Annotated in this window: 19 protein-coding genes and 3 tRNA genes; 14 read left to right on the plus strand and 8 right to left on the minus strand. The window is 37.3% G+C overall.

Annotated elements, in window-relative coordinates; genetic code table 11:
* Positions 1–7: 7 nt before the first annotated feature.
* The gene (tgt, locus tag B0G92_RS15525; protein WP_056072607.1) at positions 8–1,138 is read right to left on the minus strand and encodes a tRNA guanosine(34) transglycosylase Tgt; all 1,131 of its coding nucleotides are present in this window, start codon (positions 1,136–1,138) and stop codon (positions 8–10) included.
* A gap of 252 nt (positions 1,139–1,390) precedes the next feature.
* On the opposite strand from tgt, the gene B0G92_RS15530 reads away from it, so the two are divergent.
* The 3 genes from B0G92_RS15530 (at position 1,391) to B0G92_RS15540 (ending at position 4,547) form a co-directional block, all read left to right on the plus strand.
* Positions 1,391–2,569 carry a tetratricopeptide repeat protein gene (locus tag B0G92_RS15530; RefSeq protein ID WP_101472916.1) on the plus strand — a complete coding sequence of 393 codons (1,179 nt, stop codon included), beginning with the start codon at positions 1,391–1,393 and terminating at the stop codon, positions 2,567–2,569.
* A gap of 101 nt (positions 2,570–2,670) precedes the next feature.
* Positions 2,671–3,522: a transketolase gene (locus B0G92_RS15535; RefSeq protein WP_101472917.1), complete on the plus strand. Its 852-nt coding sequence runs from the start codon at positions 2,671–2,673 to the stop codon at positions 3,520–3,522.
* Between the two features lie 71 nt (positions 3,523–3,593).
* On the plus strand, positions 3,594–4,547 hold the full coding sequence (locus B0G92_RS15540; RefSeq protein WP_056072615.1) for a transketolase family protein: 954 nt from the start codon (positions 3,594–3,596) through the stop codon (positions 4,545–4,547).
* Between the two features lie 75 nt (positions 4,548–4,622).
* Here B0G92_RS15540 and B0G92_RS15545 read toward each other — a convergent pair whose 3' ends face one another.
* Positions 4,623–5,585 carry an FKBP-type peptidyl-prolyl cis-trans isomerase gene (locus tag B0G92_RS15545; protein WP_101472918.1) on the minus strand — a complete coding sequence of 321 codons (963 nt, stop codon included), beginning with the start codon at positions 5,583–5,585 and terminating at the stop codon, positions 4,623–4,625.
* Positions 5,586–5,662: 77 nt separating this feature from the next.
* Between B0G92_RS15545 and B0G92_RS15550 the strand changes: the two genes are divergently transcribed.
* Together B0G92_RS15550 and B0G92_RS15555 are read left to right on the plus strand one after the other, a co-directional pair.
* The gene (locus B0G92_RS15550) at positions 5,663–6,058 is read left to right on the plus strand and encodes an RNA-binding S4 domain-containing protein (protein ID WP_056072620.1); all 396 of its coding nucleotides are present in this window, start codon (positions 5,663–5,665) and stop codon (positions 6,056–6,058) included.
* Between the two features lie 64 nt (positions 6,059–6,122).
* On the plus strand, positions 6,123–6,620 hold the full coding sequence (locus B0G92_RS15555; RefSeq protein ID WP_101472919.1) for a phosphoribosyltransferase family protein: 498 nt from the start codon (positions 6,123–6,125) through the stop codon (positions 6,618–6,620).
* Here the strand turns inward: B0G92_RS15555 and B0G92_RS15560 are convergent.
* Positions 6,612–7,130 (minus strand): shikimate kinase, encoded by a 519-nt coding sequence (locus tag B0G92_RS15560; protein WP_101472920.1) that lies wholly within the window; start codon positions 7,128–7,130, stop codon positions 6,612–6,614. The two genes, B0G92_RS15555 and B0G92_RS15560, sit on opposite strands and share 9 nt — an antisense overlap.
* A 125-nt stretch (positions 7,131–7,255) precedes the next feature.
* On the opposite strand from B0G92_RS15560, the gene B0G92_RS15565 reads away from it, so the two are divergent.
* The 5 genes from B0G92_RS15565 to B0G92_RS15585 all read left to right on the plus strand — a co-directional run bounded on the left by B0G92_RS15565 (position 7,256) and on the right by B0G92_RS15585 (position 8,475).
* A tRNA-Lys gene (locus tag B0G92_RS15565) sits at positions 7,256–7,328 on the plus strand.
* A 31-nt stretch (positions 7,329–7,359) separates the two neighbouring features.
* Positions 7,360–7,432, plus strand: a tRNA-Lys gene (locus tag B0G92_RS15570).
* A 39-nt stretch (positions 7,433–7,471) separates the two neighbouring features.
* Positions 7,472–7,553: transfer RNA gene (locus tag B0G92_RS15575), tRNA-Leu, on the plus strand.
* The gene (locus B0G92_RS15580; protein WP_101472921.1) at positions 7,529–7,945 is read left to right on the plus strand and encodes a hypothetical protein; all 417 of its coding nucleotides are present in this window, start codon (positions 7,529–7,531) and stop codon (positions 7,943–7,945) included. The genes B0G92_RS15575 and B0G92_RS15580 overlap by 25 nt, the downstream gene beginning before the upstream one ends.
* 98 nt (positions 7,946–8,043) lie before the next feature.
* Positions 8,044–8,475, plus strand: coding sequence for a hypothetical protein (locus B0G92_RS15585; protein ID WP_101472922.1), 432 nt, complete (start codon positions 8,044–8,046; stop codon positions 8,473–8,475).
* 639 nt (positions 8,476–9,114) lie between these two features.
* On the opposite strand, the gene B0G92_RS15590 is transcribed toward B0G92_RS15585, so the two are convergent.
* From B0G92_RS15590 to B0G92_RS15600, 3 genes are all read right to left on the minus strand, one after another.
* Positions 9,115–10,047, minus strand: a complete 933-nt coding sequence (locus tag B0G92_RS15590) for a Dyp-type peroxidase (RefSeq protein WP_101472923.1) — start codon at positions 10,045–10,047, stop codon at positions 9,115–9,117.
* An 84-nt stretch (positions 10,048–10,131) separates the two neighbouring features.
* Positions 10,132–10,737 (minus strand): CDP-alcohol phosphatidyltransferase family protein, encoded by a 606-nt coding sequence (locus tag B0G92_RS15595; protein WP_101472924.1) that lies wholly within the window; start codon positions 10,735–10,737, stop codon positions 10,132–10,134.
* A gap of 135 nt (positions 10,738–10,872) precedes the next feature.
* Positions 10,873–11,928: a hypothetical protein gene (locus tag B0G92_RS15600; protein ID WP_101472925.1), complete on the minus strand. Its 1,056-nt coding sequence runs from the start codon at positions 11,926–11,928 to the stop codon at positions 10,873–10,875.
* Between the two features lie 257 nt (positions 11,929–12,185).
* Here B0G92_RS15600 and B0G92_RS15605 point away from each other — a divergent pair, with 257 nt between their 5' ends.
* The 4 genes from B0G92_RS15605 (at position 12,186) to B0G92_RS15620 (ending at position 18,583) form a co-directional block, all read left to right on the plus strand.
* Complete coding sequence (locus B0G92_RS15605; RefSeq protein WP_101472926.1) at positions 12,186–12,761, plus strand: helix-turn-helix domain-containing protein; 576 nt, start codon at positions 12,186–12,188, stop codon at positions 12,759–12,761.
* 178 nt (positions 12,762–12,939) lie between these two features.
* Positions 12,940–13,992 carry an efflux RND transporter periplasmic adaptor subunit gene (locus tag B0G92_RS15610; protein WP_101472927.1) on the plus strand — a complete coding sequence of 351 codons (1,053 nt, stop codon included), beginning with the start codon at positions 12,940–12,942 and terminating at the stop codon, positions 13,990–13,992.
* A 21-nt stretch (positions 13,993–14,013) separates the two neighbouring features.
* Positions 14,014–17,112, plus strand: a complete 3,099-nt coding sequence (locus tag B0G92_RS15615; RefSeq protein WP_101472928.1) for an efflux RND transporter permease subunit — start codon at positions 14,014–14,016, stop codon at positions 17,110–17,112.
* Between the two features lie 121 nt (positions 17,113–17,233).
* Positions 17,234–18,583 (plus strand): TolC family protein, encoded by a 1,350-nt coding sequence (locus B0G92_RS15620; RefSeq protein WP_101472929.1) that lies wholly within the window; start codon positions 17,234–17,236, stop codon positions 18,581–18,583.
* A 123-nt stretch (positions 18,584–18,706) separates the two neighbouring features.
* Here the strand turns inward: B0G92_RS15620 and B0G92_RS15625 are convergent, their stop codons facing one another.
* Together B0G92_RS15625 and B0G92_RS15630 are read right to left on the minus strand one after the other, a co-directional pair.
* Positions 18,707–18,937 carry a hypothetical protein gene (locus B0G92_RS15625; protein ID WP_101472930.1) on the minus strand — a complete coding sequence of 77 codons (231 nt, stop codon included), beginning with the start codon at positions 18,935–18,937 and terminating at the stop codon, positions 18,707–18,709.
* A 69-nt stretch (positions 18,938–19,006) separates the two neighbouring features.
* Positions 19,007–19,804, minus strand: a complete 798-nt coding sequence (locus tag B0G92_RS15630; protein WP_143395058.1) for a hypothetical protein — start codon at positions 19,802–19,804, stop codon at positions 19,007–19,009.
* Positions 19,805–20,109 lie beyond the last annotated feature (305 nt).

Raw genomic sequence — 20,109 nt, forward strand, 5'->3', positions numbered from 1 at the left:
GGATTTCTTATAGTCTTTGGTCCATTTGTTTCACCATCATTTCTTTCCATACGCGGAAATCTCCCGCTAAGATATGTTTTCTTGCTTCACGAACCAACCACATATAGAATCCTAAGTTATGAATTGTAGCGATTTGCTTTCCAAGATATTCATTTGCGGCAAAAAGATGGCGTAAATAGGCTTTTGTATATTCTGTATCGACAAAAGTGTGTCCCATTTCATCAAGGGGTGAAAAATCAGACTCCCACTTTTTATTTTTAATATTGATTGTACCATGGGCCGTGAAAAGCATTCCGTTTCTGGCATTTCTGGTTGGCATCACACAATCAAACATATCTATTCCAAGTGCAATGTTTTCCAGAATATTGATAGGAGTACCTACTCCCATCAGGTATCTAGGCTTGTCTTTTGGCAGGATTTCTGTAACAACTTCGGTCATTGCGTACATTTCTTCAGCAGGCTCACCTACTGAAAGTCCTCCAATAGCATTTCCTTCTGCTCCGGCATTTGCTATATATTCAGCTGACTGCTGTCTCAAATCTTTATAGGTACTTCCCTGAACAATTGGGAAAAAAGTCTGTTCGTAGCCATATTTATATGGCACTTTGTCCAAATGGCTGATACATCTGTCAAGCCATCTGTGCGTCATGTGCATCGAACGCTGGGCGTAGCGGTAATCACAAGGATATGGAGTACATTCATCAAATGCCATAATAATGTCCGCCCCTATTGTTCGTTGAATTTCCATTACATTCTCAGGTGTAAAGACATGATAGGAACCATCAATATGCGATTTGAACTTCACACCTTCTTCTTTAATTTTTCTGTTGGAAGAAAGAGAATACACCTGATAACCGCCTGAATCTGTAAGTATATTTCTGTCCCAATTCATAAATTTGTGGAGTCCGCCTGCTTTTTCAAGAATATCGGTCTGCGGTCTTAAGTACAGGTGATAGGTATTTCCTAAAATAATATCGGGGTTGATATCATTCTTCAATTCTCTCTGGTGCACGCCTTTTACGGAAGCCACAGTTCCTACAGGCATAAAAATAGGCGTTTCAATAACACCGTGATCCGTTGTTATTTTTCCAGCCCTTGCCTTTGAATTCGGATCATTTTGTAATAGTTCAAATTTCATTCTTTTCTCTTTATCCCAAACTTTGGGAGGCAAAGATAATTTATTTAAGATTTATCATTTTAGATTTATGATTTAATTTAACATCCTATCTGATAAGCGTGCCGTATGTATGTTTTTGAAGCCTATAAAAATGTTACTATCAGTTTTTTAAGCTAGTGAAAACTCATTTGCTTTAAGAAAAAAATTTATTGTTATTTTTAGACCGAAATGTAATTACCCCCAAAGCATTTTTCTTGCCAAATCCTGATAGACATGAAAACACAATTGATGGCTGAATTGCTTGCTATATTTTTAATCTCCAGACCTTTTCTTACGGTCTTCCACGAACTTGGCCATGCAATTCCTGTTATCTTAATGACCGGCGAACGCGCTACTATCTTTCTTGGCTCCTATGGCGACACCGATAAAAGTTTTCGGTTAGCGATTGGCAAGCTCGAAATCTGGATAAAGTACAATCTTTTTAAATGGAGAGGAGGTCTGTGCGTTCCTCATGCCAGTAATATTTCTATCAACAAAAAAATTATTTATACGCTTACCGGTCCATTGGCTTCTCTTTTCATTGCATTAATTTCCTGCTACATTGCTTTTACTTTCAGGCTAAAAGACTTCCTATCGTTTCTTTTTCTGATTTTCTTACTGCTTTCTATTTTTGATTTCTTAAAGAACATTATCCCAAGCAACCAATCCATTACGCTCCATGATGGCAAGATTGGACATAATGACGGCACTTCCCTGGTGAGGCTCTTTCGCCATAAAAAGTATCCCAAACAATATTTTGATGCTATTGATTTATACAATAACAAGCAATATACTGAAGCCGCTACTGTTTTTGACACCATACTTTCCAATGGACTAAAAGACCAGGACACCTATCGCTGGGCTATTTACTGCCATCTTCTAATTAAAAACTACCGCAAGGCCAAAAGTTATTTTGATGAGTTCCGAAAACGGTTCCAAATGAATTCAGAAGACTATTCCAATCTGGGACTTATCTACACCCATTATGAAAACCATGAAAAGGCAATGAAACTTTATGGCATATCCCTGAAACTGAACCCCATGAACAGCTACTCGCTAAACAACAAGGGCTATACGCTTAACATTCTTGAAAAATATGAAGAGGCAATTACTTTTTTTGATAAAGCATTGGAAATTGACAAATCTTTTGCCTACTCCTACAACAACAGGGGTTTTTCAAAAATAAAGCTTGGTCGTATGGAAGAAGGACTTCATGACCTCAATCAATCGTATGAGTTGGATCCATACAATCCTTATTATTTTAGAAATCTCGGAATTTATTATCAGGAGAGAGGCGACTATCAAAAAGCACTGGAATTATTCCTGGAAAGCAAATCTTTAGACAATTATACTTACAACATTGATGCATTGATTATAGAAACCCGGAAATATGTGAACCAAAAAGCCTACTGACAGAATTTATGCCTTGTTCTTTATGAAATTCTAAAAATTCAGATGTCAAAAAATCCAAATATCTGATTATCTTTGCGCCAGTTTAAATTTATCCTATAAGAATGAAACCTAACACACAACAATTAAACAACTTAACTATTCAAGTACGCAGAGATATTCTCAGAATGGTTCATGCTGTAAACTCAGGACACCCGGGCGGTTCGCTAGGCTGTGCAGAATTTCTTGTCGCACTTTATCAAAATTTAATGGATCGCAAACCAGGTTTCGATATGGATGGAAAGAATGAAGATATCTTCTTTTTGTCGAACGGACATATTTCTCCTGTTTTCTATAGCGTATTGGCAAGAAGCGGTTATTTTCCGGTATCTGAGCTGGCTACATTCCGCCACATCAATTCCAGATTACAAGGACATCCAACAACGCACGAAGGTCTTCCGGGAATCCGAATGGCTTCAGGTTCTTTAGGACAAGGAATGTCTGTTGCTATTGGTGCTGCACTGACAAAAAAACTGAATAAGGATTCTCATCTGGTTTATAGCCTTCATGGTGACGGTGAATTGCAGGAAGGGCAAAATTGGGAGGCAATGATGTATGCTTCTGCTTACAAAGTCGATAATTATATCGCTACAATCGATTTAAACGGAAAACAAATTGATGGTCCTACTGACGAAGTTTTAAACATGGGAAGCATCAGAGCTAAATTTGAGGCTTTTGGCTGGGATGTTTTAGATATCGAAAAAGGAAATGATATTGAAGCCATTATTGCCGGTATGACCGATGCCAAATCAAGAACAGGAAAAGGAAAACCTGTTTGCGTATTGCTGCATACCGAAATGGGTAATGGTGTAGATTATATGATGTATAGCCACGCCTGGCATGGAAAAGCTCCAAATGATGAGCAGCTGGCCAATGCTTTGGCTCAAAACTATTGTGAAGGCGAAAGCGATTATTAAAAGGCAGTAGGCTTTAAGCAGTAAGCTTCAAGTTATTGCCAACAGCCTATTCGTATATCAAAAAGACAAAAATGAAAAAATATATCAATACAGGAAATAAAGACACCCGCTCCGGTTTTGGTGCGGGACTGACCGAGCTTGGTCAAAAAAACGAAAATGTTGTTGCCCTTTGCGCTGACTTGATTGGTTCATTAAAAATGGACGATTTCAAAAAGAACCACCCGGAACGTTTCTTTCAGGTTGGAATAGCGGAAGCAAACATGATTGGAATTGCTGCAGGTATGACTATTGGCGGAAAGATTCCTTTTACAGGAACATTTGCCAACTTTTCTACAGGAAGAGTATACGACCAGATCCGCCAATCTGTTGCTTATTCTGATAAAAATGTAAAAATATGTGCTTCACACGCGGGACTTACCCTGGGAGAAGACGGTGCTACCCACCAAATCCTTGAAGACATAGGATTGATGAAAATGCTACCAGGCATGACCGTAATCAATACCTGCGATTACAACCAGACCAAGGCAGCTACAATTGCTATTGCAGAACACCACGGACCTGTTTATCTTCGTTTTGGACGTCCATCGGTTCCAAATTTCACTCCGGAAAACGGAACGTTTGAAATAGGAAAAGCAGTATTGCTTAATGAAGGAACGGATGTAACTATTGTGGCTACAGGACATTTAGTATGGGAAGCATTGGTAGCTGCCGAAGCATTAGAAGCTAAAGGCATATCTGCTGAAGTAATCAATATCCACACGATTAAGCCTCTTGACGAAGAAGCTATCTTGAAATCACTTGCAAAAACAAAATGTGTTGTTACTGCTGAAGAACATAACATTCTTGGTGGTTTGGGAGAAAGCGTAGCAAGAGTATTGGCATTGAACAATCCTGCTCCACAGGAATTCGTTGCCGTAAACGACAGCTTTGGAGAGTCCGGAACTCCGGATCAATTGATGCAGAAATACAAACTAAACAATCAGGCAATTGTTGAAGCTGCTGAAAGAGCTATCAAAAGAAAATAAAAAGCTTTAGCTTTATAAAAATAAAAGCCCGTTCGTTTGAACGGGCTTTTTATATTACTTCAAAGTAAACCATTATTAATGGCAACTCGGATCCAAATGTTTCTTTAAACCTCCTGTTGTTCCGGAGCAGTTTGGTATCAGATCAAACGGATAGATATTTCCAAAAGCATCTTTAATCTCAGTTCTTGTTTTTGTGCGGTCTCCATCATCATCAACATCTAAAAAGTTGGGTATACCGTCTCCATCTGTATCATCATCATAATAATCACCGTTTCCATTTAAATCTTCTAAATACGACAAGATTCCATCTCCATCATTATCAGCATATTTTACCATATGCAGATTTATTGTAAATACCAAAGGCGAATAGGAAGACAATCCTGAACCCGCTGGAGCTCCATTAAAATAACCTAAACCAGAAGGCACAAATACAATTCCTACTCCATAATCTGTCAATAATGTTCCACCCGGATTAGACGGATCGTCAACCGCATTTCCTGATTTAAATTCTGTCATTATATTTCTCCATCCGGAAACGACACTTTCCTGAGAAAACCAAACCGGATTTGGCCTGTAGTCAAATTGTGTTCCGTCTAAAGCATTACCTCTGTAAGTTACCAAAGTAGAATCTACTCTCGTTGGCGATTGCCCCACTCCTTCTCTTAATTTTATATAATACAATTTATATTCAACCGGATCATTAATTGGCTTCCCTACTATAGGATCTGCATTCGTATAGGTTCTTCCATCATTTCTAACCATCTTAGTTTTCAACGGATAATCCTGCTGGTCCCAGATAGAAACCTGTGTACCTCCCTCAGGAATCTGAATAATGGTAGGTACCGGATTATTATTGGCATCCATAGTAACGGTAAGATAATGCGTCTTTAAGTAGGTTTCGATATCCTGTATGTCTGATGCATATTGTGTCGCTCTGTCTCTTGGAGGAGCTACTTTTGAAGAATCATCGTCTTTTTTACAGGAAAAAAGAACCGTACTTGAAACTATAGCTATTAAAAAAAGCTTAATTCTGGTCATTATTATTGATTTTAGAGGCGCAAGATACAATTTTGATTTATTTTTGTAAATAAATTAACGTAGATTTTAGTTTTAAAATGAGAGTAGACAAATACCTCTGGTGCGTTCGATATTACAAAACACGCAACATGGTTACCGAAGCTTGCAAAAAGAACCATATTACTGTAAACGGGCAGGTTGCAAAGCCTTCGAAAGAAGTATTTGCCACTGATAAAATTACCTTCAGGAAAGATCAGATTACACATACGATTACCGTGTTAGACATTCCCCAAAACCGTGTGGGTGCCAAACTTGTTGATATTTACAGAAAAGACGAAACTCCCATTGAAGCTTTCCAGCATTTGGAACTTTTGAAATTATCAAAGGAGCATTACAGAAAACATGGCGAAGGCAGACCTACAAAAAAAGACCGCAGAGATATTGATGACTTTAACCTGGACTTTGAAAATGACGAGGACGAGACCGACTATTAAAATATAAACCGTCATATAGCACAAACAAACAAAGCGTTTTTTATCTTTGAAAAAAATAAACAAAATGAGCAAAAATATCATCCTCAACAATCAGGAAATAGAGCACAAAATCCTGCGAATCGCTTATCAGATATACGAAACTTTTGTTGATGAAGAAGAAATTGTTATTGCAGGAATAGCTAAAAACGGTTTTATTTTTGCTGAAAAAATCGCCAAAAAAGTCACGCAGATATCACCTTTGAAAGTAGCCCTTTGCGAGGTCTTTATCGACAAGCAGAATCCGCACAATGAGGTTACAACTTCATTAGAAAAAAAACAATACGAAAATAAAGGGCTTGTTCTTGTAGACGATGTATTAAACTCCGGCACTACGTTGGCGTATGGCGTTAAGCATTTTTTAGATGTTCCTTTGAAAAAATTCAAAACAGCGGTACTTGTAGATAGAAATCATAAAAAATATCCTGTAAAGGCAGATTTTAAAGGAATTTCACTTTCCACCTCTCTACAAGAGCATGTACAGGTAGTTTTTGAAGCTCAGGAAGACTACGCCTATTTAAGCTAGGATACGGCTTATTTCTGCTGTAACTTCTTCGGGAGTCTTCTTATCTACAGACACAATATGAGTAGCTTGATTGTAATAATAACTACGATCAAAAAGATGCTTTGCGATATATTCTTTCATTTCCTCTTTTTCCTGCTCTGCAATTAACGGGCGATTATCCCTGACAGAAAGCAACCTTTCATACAGTGTTTCTATAGAAGCTTTCAAATAAAAAGAAACCACTCCACCGCCATTAAGTAATTCGTGATTGTTGGCATAGCAAGGCGTACCACCGCCCAAACTTAGAATCATATCTTTTTCGGAAGAAATAAATTCCTTAAAAATTTGATTTTCCAATTTCCGGAAAAAGACTTCTCCTTTCTGCTCGAAGATATTTTTTATAGACAATCCTGCTCTTTCTTCGATAATTTTATCCAAATCAAAAGCTTCGATTTGAGTTTTTTCAGACAACAGATGGGCAATTGTTGACTTTCCTGAACCCATATACCCCAATAAAACAATTTTTATCATTAAAGTAAAACCTTATAAATTAAGGCATTATAAAAGATTAGTAAAAAAAGACAAATTTAAAACAAAATTGCTTTGAAAAATAAATAATAAGAACGTATATTTGCACCCGCATTCAAGAAATTAATGACTCGATAGCTCAGTCGGTAGAGCACATCACTTTTAATGATGGGGTCCTGGGTTCGAGCCCCAGTCGGGTCACTACAAAATTTTGAAATTTCATGAATGCAATGACTCGATAGCTCAGTCGGTAGAGCACATCACTTTTAATGATGGGGTCCTGGGTTCGAGCCCCAGTCGGGTCACAAAAGTTATTCGCCAAGCGGGTAACTTTTTTTGTTTACGGCCACGTGGAGAAATTGGTAGACTCGCCATCTTGAGGGGGTGGTGCTGCAAGGCGTATGGGTTCGAATCCCATCGTGGTCACATCTTGGGACAAGTCAGAAAACTTCTGGATTGTCCCATTTTTTTTACCCCGCAATCCCTTATCAAACAGCAACATAAGCCTTAGCGCTTCGTTTACCCTGGCGGTTCGATATCCGAATCCGTCAAATATCAGTTTTTCAGGGAACATCGTTCTTTTTGACGACACAAAAAATTCAAATACAACAGAATTGGATACTCAACTAACCAACAAAACATTTGCCAAAACAGTACTAATTAATTCTCCAACATCACTCTTAGGGCATGAATTTATACATACATTTGGGTGGAAAAATGATGCTAAAGGTTATTTGGCAAGGAGAAAAGATATAACTGACAGAAAAATACGCCTTATTTTCGAAACGCTGAGGAAAAAAGGCAACAACCTTATCTAGTCAGATAAATACGAATCTTCAAGAAAATCCAAGAAATAATTACATGGGGCTAGATGTAGCTACCCAAGGAGCTCTATCAAATAAATTAAAATTATAACATGAAAATAAAAATTATATTAATACTGTCAGTGTTTTGTTTTTTTGGCTGTAAAACCAGAAATAATATTACAATCCAAAATAATCCTATAGAAGTAACAAAATTCATGGGATCAATTACTACACAACCCTATTCAATTAACGAGAAAACATTTTGGAATTCTAAAGATGAACATGCTAAATTATTGATCAAAAACAATGTGTTTATTGAAGATGTTAAGAGCCTAAAAAATCATTCATCACAAAATTTTAAAGAATACAACTATGCTTTTATTATGAGACACGGTAAAAGTACCGACACATTATATAGCGATTCTAGTTTACAAAGTTGGATTCTAAAAGAAAATAACACAACATCGTATTTTTATGATGAAGAAGGAATAATAGCTGAAAAATTGAGAACAAGTTATTCCTTTTTTTATGATTGTTGGTAGGTAATACATTGAAGATGTCAGCCCTAAATAATTAATATTATGTCTTGAAAAAAAATTAGAGCATTTATTTGCCGACCTTTTAAGTAACCATTAATTGATGAGGGTCGTAAGGCCCTTAAGTAAAAGCCAATCCTTTCGGATTGGCTTATTATTTTTCCATTTATTAATTTAAAAGAATCCTTTGTAAATAAATTATTCCCTTTGTAAATGAAGAACTTAAAAGTTCATGTTTTGACTTTAGCTAATAAAGCAGCAAAGCGTTAGTTCCCATCTTCGTTGCAATCAAATATGCTAATCCTTCGTGTAAAACCCTCTGCTCCATTCTGTCCACTTCATTCCAAAACCAAATCCGAAATCAACTTTAAATCATAGATGAAATGGTTCAAGTTTTGCACCAGCATGTTCACTTTCAAAAACCTGTATTCACTTACTTATCAGAGCGTTGCAGGTTTTTAATGTTAGTTTCCCAATATTTTCACAGCAATATATCTTTACTCTTCACTTTCTTTCTGATTTACAGCATAGATAATCAAATGAATAGATTGTTAGAATAAATACCAACAATCGGTGGTTATATTCTATGGATTGAGTATATGACAAATCTGAAATTGAAACAAAATGGTCAGCAACCTGGTAATTCTATCCGGAAAAATCAGCAAGCATATCCAATGAAGGAACAAAAAACAATGTTCCTGTTTTGGCAGTACTGAAATCCAGAATACGATCATAATTTCCCGGAGGATCACCTACAAACATATTAGTCAGCATTTTCTCTACCGTACTGAAAGTACTTGTATAGCATATAAAATAAGTCCCCATTTCATTTGTAGCTACATTCCCAAAAGGCATATTATCGCGGACAACCTTGAAATCATCTCCAATATTAGCTAAGGCTATATGTGAATTCTGAGGTTTTACATCATCATCCATTTCTATATCATGCTCTTTCGATCTGCCTATTACTTTTTCCTGTTCTTCTACAGAAAGTAATTTCCAGGCATTAAGATTATGGACATACTTCTGAACAAAGAGGTAGCTTCCTCCCCTATAATCCAAATCCTGCTCATTAATTACTGAAAAATAATCCCTATCCGTTCCATGAGGATTTTCCGTTCCGTCTACGAAACCCAAAATAGATCGGCTGTCCCAATAACGGAATCCCTGAACTTCTACAACACAGTCTCCAATGACTTTCATAGTGTCCGAAATCACCGAAGACATATCATAGGCAAGACTTTTTTGATCCGAACGGATATGAAAATGTAAATCTCCTTTAGTAGCCACGGCAATATGCTTATCACCCATAACAGGCTCAAATGGCTTCAATTCTTTAGGCAGCGGTTTTGGCAAATCGAGTTTTAGCCATGCTTCATAGCCTATTCCCATAACGCAGCTTGCTTTAGAATCCGGAAATCGGTCAAGGCCAGAATTATTCAGGTTTATTACCAAAGCACATATTCTTTGGAAGCAGGATTTTATCTTTTCTATCGGAATCTGTTCCTTGAAATTCCAAACCAGAAAATAAGTATTGTTATTAGGATAATCGGTTACATTTTGAGGAGTACTATGCATAGTAAATTTATTTATTATCACGTTTGTCCTTTATTCGGATCCTTCAAGATTTTACAAGAAAGCAGGTTCTAAGATACTTTATTATTAACCGTTAAACAATTTTCTTCGCTTTATTGCTCTCCCTTTTCTAAGTTGTACCGCATGATATAATGAAGGAACATCATTTGTCCATTCTTTTAGCGTTAAGATAATGCCTATAATTTCAATTCGTGTAATCATTCCAACCCAAAAACACATTTGGAACAGATAAACCGATTGGCATTCCACTATTACCTGAATCAACGTGCAAAATAATAGTAATGTCCAAAATTTTGCCCCAAGTGAATGGGTTGCTATTTCTTTTCTAAATTTTAAAAAACTGACTGCATAAGTCAGAATTTCAGTTCCAATAAGAATAGAAACCAATAATATATTATTTTTAAAAAACTCCGGACACTGGATAAAGGTTGCCAACGCAACACAAATAAAAAAAATCTGGTCAATAGTAGAATCCAGCCTTCTTAGCAATTGTGTTGAAATATTTAATTTTCTTGCTATGATTCCGTCAAATATATCTGTCAACAGACCGATTGTTAGTAGAGACACAGCTATTGGCTTATAATTTTGAATATTTATATAGCTTACTATAACAATCAAAAATCCGATTACTAATCTGGAGAATATTAAAATTTTGGGAATTTGATTTTTCATTGATTGATATAAAAGTTAGCTTTCAATAATTTTCTCTTTATGAACTTTGTGCCTCAGCGTCTATGAGAATAATTATTTTCTCGCAAAGACGCAGAGGCGCAAAATAATAAACTTATCAGAATTGGCTTTTGCTTTCTATTTTAGTTTTGTTAGTGCTTTAGAGTTTCTCAGCAAAAACACATATTGAAAATAATCTGTCGTAAAAATACCTTCCTCAGGAACAATATTTTCTCCAAAAATTCTCGATTTCACATTGATCAGTTGTTGTGATGTAAGGTATGGTGAATTTGGCGAATCAATTTTGAAAAGTGTAATTGTATTAGGTTTACTCAATTCTTTGAGGTCTTTTATCCCTTTAACTAACTGCAATGGTCCATCTGCATTTACCCAATCAATTTTTTCATCCTCAGGTGTTGGAAATTGAGGGTTTTTAGGAAGATACATTTCACTGTCAATCGTATAACTAACAAAACTGGCGGTTTTAATACCTGATTTTTTTAACCCGGAAGCAAATGTTTCTTTTCCGTTTTCGGTTTTACTTTGTAGTACATGGAAATATCCAAAAAGTCCGTAAAATTTTTCATTCTCAAGTTTCATTTTCTTGATTGAATTTTTGAAATTCACTACCATAGCAGCATCTCTCGATACTTTTGAGTCATCATCAAAATTCTTGTCTATCCCGATTACGGTAATTTTTAAAGAATCGGCTAACTTTTGATTGTAATCGTAGATTTCATTCCATTTGTCAAATAATTCCTGACTGGACTGCTGCGGGATTCTTTGCTTTATGTCCACTACAACTTCTTTTAATTTTGCTTGATTTTTTGAGCTGTCTTTTAAAAAAGCATTTAGTTTTTTGGCCGTCAAGCTATCCATCTCTGCAATATAATATTTAACGCCTGCCTTTTTGTTTAGGAAAAACAGCAGCTCCTTGTCTAGTTTTTGATTATCGGCATAACCGTGAATTTCCCCTAAAAGAAAAACCTGCGATTTGTAAAAATCTTCATCAAAAAGTTCTTCATTAATTGAACCCTTAATTTCAGTTTTATTTTTTGTCAGATAGCTAATGTTATTTTCATTTTTGGAACCCAGAAATAATTTATTACTTATAAAAAAATATAAGAATAAAAGTAAAAAGATGCTTACAATAGCTGTAAATGTGAATTTGATAATTTTTAAAAATTTCTTCATGGTTTGATTATTTTGATACAAAAGTATCTGTGAGAAAATCAATACTCAATTTTTAATTACTGAACTGTTGTTTTTTTATGATGAACCGTTGTATAGCCCAAATAACACTACGTTTCAACTGAACTAAAAATAATAAAATTCAACAACTTACACCATTACAAAGATCTCAAATTCATAAAATTTCACAAATCAAATAAGGAATACTATAATAGCACACCATTTCCAAATTCTGAATTTTGACAACAAAATATTTATCCATGTTACTATTAATCAAAGGAATGGTTTGCAATAGATGTGTCTATGTCCTGGAACAAGAGTTCACCAACCTTGGTTTCACGGAAGCAGATATTCAACTAGGACGTGTTATACTTAATACTAGTGACATTCAAACCTCAGACTTAACCATTATACGGTCAATGCTCATAAAAAATGGTTTTGACCTTCTATACAGCAGAAATCAGATAATAGTCGAAAAAATAAAAGTGCTGGTTGAAAATGGAATCAACATACAGCTTACTACCAATACTTCTCTAAAGTTTTCAACATACATCAGCAATAAACTGAATAAAAATTACGATACCTTAAGTGCTATATTTTCCTCAATAGAAGGAAATACGCTTGAGAAACATATCATTCTTCAGAAGATTGAAAAAGTTAAGGAATTATTGGTTTATACAGACCAATCGTTATCCGATATCGCCTTCACTCTTGGATATAGCAGTCCCTCCCATCTTTCCAACCAACTAAAAAAATATACCGGCTTTACTTCTTCCTATTACAAACAAATCAGGCAAGATAAAATTATTATTCAGAAACAGGCAAGTAAAAATTAAGCTTCCTTTCCTTCGATATTATCAACTATATTTCAATGAGTTACACTATTACTATAACAACAATACTCCCATGTAAATTTCGCAATTCTTAGCTGTAATTGTGCTAAAGCCACCTTCATTTCCTCTTCTAAATTTGCCAATAAAATCAATTGTTTGTTACATAATTTTAAAAAAGGCCATGTACAGAAACCATACACACAAATTAGGAATCCTGATTCCATTAGTAAGCATTTTGCTTACAGCATGCCAGAACAAACCTAAGGAAGCCGCGACGCCGGCTGTAGCCAACAAACTGCCCGTTGACATTATCGTTGCGCAGGAAAAAGCACTCGACCAAAGAGAAATATTTGTAGGCACCATCATGCCTCTTCGTGAAGTGGCGATTGTCAGTGAAACAGCACAAAAAATAACTAAAGTAGCTTTTCAAGACGGCAGTTATGTCAGTCAGGGAGCTGTACTTTATACACTCAATGATGCCGACATCAAATCCAAACTCCGACAGGTACAGGCTGAACTGCAACTGGCCCGATTAAACAAAGACAGGATGGCCAACCTACTAAAAACCGAAACCGTGAAGCAATCAGAGTATGACGAGGCGCTCATGCGTTTTACCTCGCTCGAAGCACAACAAGACTATTTGCAGACAGAATTGGCCAAAACGGTCATCAGAGCACCTTTCTCAGGCAAAATAGGTATTTCTCAGGTGCATCTGGGAGCCTATGTCTCACCTGGTACTCCACTCGTTAATCTGCAGGACCAGAGCAATATAAAAATCAACTTTACGCTTCCCGAAAGATACCTGCCATTACTAACAACCGGTACTCCAATTAAATTCAGTACAGGACTATCAGAAGAATATTATAATGCCAACGTTACTGCTACCGAACCCGGACTTGATGCCCAAGGCAGAAGCCTACAGGTACAAGCTACTACTAGTAATAACAGCGGTAAACTCCGTGCCGGACAGTCTGTCAAAGTCTACTTCAGTACGGAACAAAAAGGCGCAACAGGTGTCATGATACCTACCGAAGCATTGATGCCCGGCGAAAAAGGTTATAATGCCTTTGTCATAAAAGGCGGTATGGCCAAACCCGTACCTGTAACTATTAGTAACAGGACCGAAACAGAAGCCATTATCACTTCAGGCATAAAATCCGGCGACAGCATTATTGTGTCCAATATGTTACGTATTGGTGACGGAACTCCGGTACAAACTGTCACGAAAAAATAATCCATCTCAATTTGCAATATTATGAGCATATCCTCTTTAAGCATAAAAAAGCCGGTTTTGGCCGGTGTGTTTTCCCTTCTTATTGTAATTTTGGGCATTGTTGGATGGAAACAGCTCGGAATTCGGGAATTCCCACTCACCGAACCACCTGTAATATCCGTTATTACCTTCTATCCCGGCGCCAGTCCTGATGTAATAGCGTCCAAACTCACCCGCCCAATGGAAGAATCCATTGCTGAGGCAAGTGGTATACGTACCATATCGTCCGAATCCAGAGAGCAGGTAAGTGTTATTTCTATAGAATTTAACCGTGAAATAGATATTGAAGATGCCCTGAACGATGTCAGAGACAAAGTATCCAAAGCCCGGAAACAGCTTCCGGCAGACGTTGATCCGCCAATTGTACAGAAAGCATCCTCTGCAGACAATCTTGTAGCCTTTCTTGAAGTAGAAAGCGATACTAAAGATATTAAAGAAGTAAGCCACATCGCTTCTACCGTCATCAAAGACCGTGTACAATCCATTCCCGGTATTAACAACGTAGCTATTGTAGGCGAACACAAATATGCCATGCGATTGCGCTTTGACCCGGTAAAACTGGCAGCCTATAAGCTGACTCCGGAAGACATTCGGCAGGCTCTACTCCGGGAAAACATTGACCTTCCATCCGGACGTATAGACGGTAACAGCAGCGAACTAAGCATACGAACGCTGGGAAGGCTGACTACTGTAAACGATTTTGAGGAAATGCTCATCAAACAAACCGGCAATACTGTTATCCGACTCAAAGATGTAGGCTCGGCAGAACTGGGTGAAATGAATGAACGTACCGCTATCATTAACGAAACCGGAAACCTCAACCGTGTTGGTGTTGGTGTAGCCATACAAATACAACGCGGAGCCAACGCTATTGAAGTAGTCGACGAATTTTACAAACGTCTCGAGCAGTTACGTAAAGACATTCCGTCAGAATACCGACTTATCGTAGGATTCGACTTTACACAATCTGTCCGCGAGTCTATAAAAGAAGTAGAAGAAACTCTTTTTATTGCCTTTGGTCTTGTGGTTATTATTATCTTCCTGTTCCTGCGTGACTGGCGTTCTACCATCATACCTGTAATCGCAATTCCGGTATCCATATTATCGGCCTTTTTCATTATGTATATTGCGGGCTTTTCTATCAATGTACTTACCCTTTTGGGGTTGGTACTTGCCATAGGACTGGTGGTGGATGATGCTATTGTGGTGCTTGAAAATATTTATAAAAAAATAGAAGAAGGTATGCCTCCGGTACAGGCCGCCTTTAAAGGTTCCAAAGAAATTTATTTTGCCGTAATCTCAACTACCATAACACTGGCAGCCGTATTTCTACCTATTGTATTTATGGGTGGTATTAGCGGACAGCTATTTAAAGAATTTGCCATCGTCGTGTCTGGTTCTGTATTGGTTTCGGCATTCGTTGCCCTTACGCTTACGCCTATGCTCAGCGCTTATTTCCTTAAAAAGAAACAAGGACCAGGTTGGTTTCATAGGGTTACCGAACCTTTCTTTGTTCATATGAACAATGGGTATGCCCGTCTGCTAACAACCTTTATGCGCTTCAGATGGATGGCATGGGTATTTCTGCTCATAACCTCCGGACTCATTTACTTTGTAGGCCAAAAACTGCCTTCGGAACTGGCACCGGTAGAAGACCGTTCCAATATGAGCCTTATTGCCGTGGCTCCGGAAGGTGTCTCTTTCGATTATATGAAAAAACACATGATGGAAGTCGGTAAATATGTTAATGACTCAACAGACGGACTGTATCAGACTTACTCCATGGTAGCTATTTCCTTTATTCCTGCCCCGGCTCCCGTCAATGTTGCCGTACAGAGTATTTATCTGAAAGATCCTAAAGAAAGAAAAGCCAGTATACAGGATTTGTATAACCAATATGGTGCTGCATCTGCCAATTTCAGAGGATTCCTTCTGTTTCCTTATCTGCCGCCAACCATTGGTACGCGCTATGGTGGAGGGATGCCGGTACAGTTTGTATTGCAGAGCCAAAATCTGGATACCCTTACCGCTGCGCTTCCTAAATTCCTGAATGCCGTACGACAGAGTAAAAAATTAATGTTTGCTGATGCCGACCTCAAAATCAACAAACCCGAAATAAAAATAAACATCGACAGGCAAAAAGCAGCCTTAATGGGAGTTTCTATAGAAGAAGTTGCCAGAACATTGCAATTAGCCCTTTCAGGACAACGTTATGGATATTTTCTGCGTAATGACAGACAGTATGAAGTCATTGGACAAATGGAACGTGAATATCGAAACGACATCACAGACCTTAATTCCATATATGTACGTTCCACAACAGGACAATTGATTCCGCTAAACAACCTCATTGCTACAGAAGAAGCCGTAAGTCCGGCAGCCATATATCGTTATGACCAGTATACTTCTGCCACCATATCTGCAGCTCCGGCTCCGAGTGTGAGTCTTGCCGAAGGCATAGAAGAAATAGAACGGATAAAAACCGAAGTACTGGGTGATAACTTCAAAACGTCATTAGCCGGCCAGTCTCGTGATTATAGAGAAAGTCAGGGCAATATCCTCTTTACTCTTATCCTCGCTCTGGTGATTATTTACATGATTCTGGCCGCACAATTTGAAAGTCTGCGCGACCCGCTGACTATTATGCTTACCGTTCCAATGGCGGTTACAGGAGCCATCCTCAGCCTCCATTGGTTTGGTCAAAGCCTTAATGTATTCAGTCAGATTGGCATCATCACTCTCGTAGGACTCATTACAAAAAACGGAATTCTGATTGTGGAGTTTGCCAACCACCTGAAAGACACCGGACTCTCCAAATATGAAGCAGCTATACAAGCGGCAGAACAGCGATTCCGTCCTATTCTGATGACCTCACTTGCTATGATATTTGGTGCCTTACCTATCGCATTAACTGCCAACAGTCGTCAATCACTGGGTATTGTTATCGCAGGTGGACTAGTATTTTCAGGAATACTTACACTGTTCATCATTCCTGCAGTATACTCCTACCTGTCCAGTAACAAACGTAGAAAAGAAGTTATGGAAATAGATGACAGCGAAATAGCAACGAACCATGAATAATGACAGATATAAAAAAGCCCATTTATCGCCCCGCAGTTGTCCCCATCCAACTGCACGGGTGATAAAAATGAAATTAGAAACAAAATTTCGGCTAACCTTATATGATTATAAATATTTTACGATGAAAAAAGCATCACATATACTCATAATAACGCTACTGCTTTTCATAGGAAGCAGTCCATTATTCGCCCAGAAAAAAGAGCTTTCGCTACAGGAAGCACTAAGTATGGCAAAACAAGGAAACAAAACACTACAGGTGCAGGTATTGGAAGAAAAGCATGCCAGAGAACAGACAAAAGAAAGCAGAGGCAAGCTTTTACCTGATATTTCAGCAGGGATGGCTTTTTCGCATTACTTTGACCGACAAAATATCTTTCTTCCGGGGTCGTTTGCCGGAACCAATAAAGCCGTTCAGGAAGTAGCCGTTGGTGGGAGAAATGCCTTTAACGGATTTGTATCCCTATACCAACCCGTTCTGGATATTGCTTCAAACAGATTAACAAAAGCATCCAAAATCAATGAAAAAATTCAAACTGAAAAGACAGAAGACCTAAAAAGCCAGGTGGCATTATGGGTTTCAACGCGTTATCTTGACATACTGATGATGAAACGCCAGCTCATTCTTTTACAACAAAGTCATGAGCGAAACGTACGTGCCTTAAAAGACTCCCGTGCTTTATTAGCTCAGGGCAAGGGACTGAAATCCGACACATTGCGGAGTTTTATAGCTGTAGAAAACTTAAAATCTTCTGTTTCCTATCTGAAAAACAGCATTGAAGTGTCTGGTATGGAACTCAAAAGACTGATTGGCCTGGAAGATGCTCAAGAGTTGGAACTAACCGATGAACTTGAATCCGAAATTCAGGCTAAACAAACCGAATTTCTGACCGTTAGTAAAGCACTGGAAATTGCCGAAACCAATCGCAACGACCTTAATGTACAGGAATTAACCCTCGAACTGCAACAGCAAAAATTATCAGCAGCCAAAGCAGCATTACTGCCCAAGCTTTCGTTAATCGGGCAATATCAGATACAGGCACAGGCAGACGATTTAAAACTTAATGACTATGTCTGGCCGAGGACTTCTTTCCTGGGTTTACAGGTTAGTATACCCATATTGAATGGCGGGCAAAACAAATCAAGAATTGGTCAGGCTAGAATTGTAGCACAACAGGAACAGATACGGCTGAAGGGCCTGAAGGACGAAGTAAAAACAACCCTGGCAAGTATCATCAGTAAATGGAAAGAAGCCACTTCTCAATTGGAAATCCAGATAACAACCGTACAATCTGCGGAACTAAATCACCAGATGACCGAAGACCGTTTCAAAAACGGATTAGGCTCCCGACTGGAACTGACTGATGCCGAACTGGCACTCACCCAGGCTAAAATCAACTATCTGCAGGCCATATACAATCTGCGTAGACTACATACAGAATTACAATATGCTTTGGGTGTGTTGGAGTTGTAGCAAATGTTTTCATTATTAAAAATGATTAACCCCGAAAAATTAAATCTTTCGGGGTCTCCTAAAAAAAAGCAAACCAGATTGTATTGAAAATCTTTATCGCATTAAGATTATAATGACTGAAGGTTATAATTCAATCAAAATAAACTCATTATTTTCCGGCATGTATATCATGCTGTTTTTACAGATAGTACTACAGCCGTCATCTTCAAGACAGTCATAAATCAAGGAACCACATGAAAACTTACCATCACATTCTTTAGTCCAAATGTCTTTACCTCCCTTAGTACAGGTTATCTTATATTTTTTCCCAGGAGTTATTAAATCCGGGTTTGTTGGATTTTCTTTACTTAACAATCTTTCAGATATTGGAAAAAAATCAAGTTCTTTTTCTACTTGAAACCATCTCTTCTAATATTATTTTTTTCAATTCCTTTTCAGCCAACCTTTTCTTGGAGTAAAAATCAAAGCAAGACCATTGTAATTTCCTTTGATTGTATAAACTCCCGTTTTTGTCTGATTGTTATCTAAATAAAATTCATAAACCCCTGTTTTAGGATAGGATAAAAGTTGTGAATTATTAAAAAGCTCTATCTGAAACAAGCCAATGTTAGTTTTATAATTCACTCCTAACGAAACATCCAACGAACCTGTTACTTGCTGTTCTGTTGAATTTACATTAAAGAAAATCCGTTCTTTTTGCTTACTATAATCAAATACAACAGCTGATAATTCATCATCCCCTCCTCCTGTTCTAATATCCAAACTCATACCTAAACCAACCGCAAAGTTTAAATTATTGTTTATGGGTATAAAGTATTCTGTCTTTACTGTTTGTGAAAAAATGAATTGGTTTGCTATCTCAAAGCCACTTAAATATTCAGAATAATCGTATCCTGCATTTAAATCCTCATTTGAAATTTTAATATTGAAGGTGGGATTAAATGTTTTTACTATAACCCCAGCCTTAAAGTTAAAATTATTCTTTTGGTAAAAGTTATAAAGAAAACCAAATTGAGCCGAGAAATCCTTATTAAATGAGATACTGGGCGAGTTCCCTTCATAGCCAGCACCAACTTCATATCCTTTCAGTAAGGAGGGCTGTAAAACCAAACTAATTTTAGATAAATTTTCTCCAAATAATTTTTCGGCAGTTTGGGAATGTATTTTAGTAGGAATACATAATATAGAAATCAAAACGCTAATAATCCTAGTACATATCATAATAATCTAATCTTAAATTTATAGAACCTTGTTTATCATAACACAGAAATTCTCTTCTTTTGATTTTTTCAAAATTATTTTTTAAGAAACAAATAACTGCTACACAAAAGGATAGAATTTAGTCTTAAGCTTAAAACCCTACCCTTTTGTGTAGCAACAGAGCGTATCTTCAAAATCCATTTTTAATTCTTAATGCTCTTACAGCAACCACTCTAATTATGTTTTTGAATTTCAAATAAATTTTACAATACATAGCCGTAATTATGCATAAACCTTAAATACAAGCACTTATACATTTGCCTATA

This window comes from Flavobacterium lindanitolerans, from assembly GCF_002846575.1.
In the GTDB taxonomy this organism is placed as follows: Bacteria; Bacteroidota; Bacteroidia; order Flavobacteriales; family Flavobacteriaceae; genus Flavobacterium; species Flavobacterium lindanitolerans.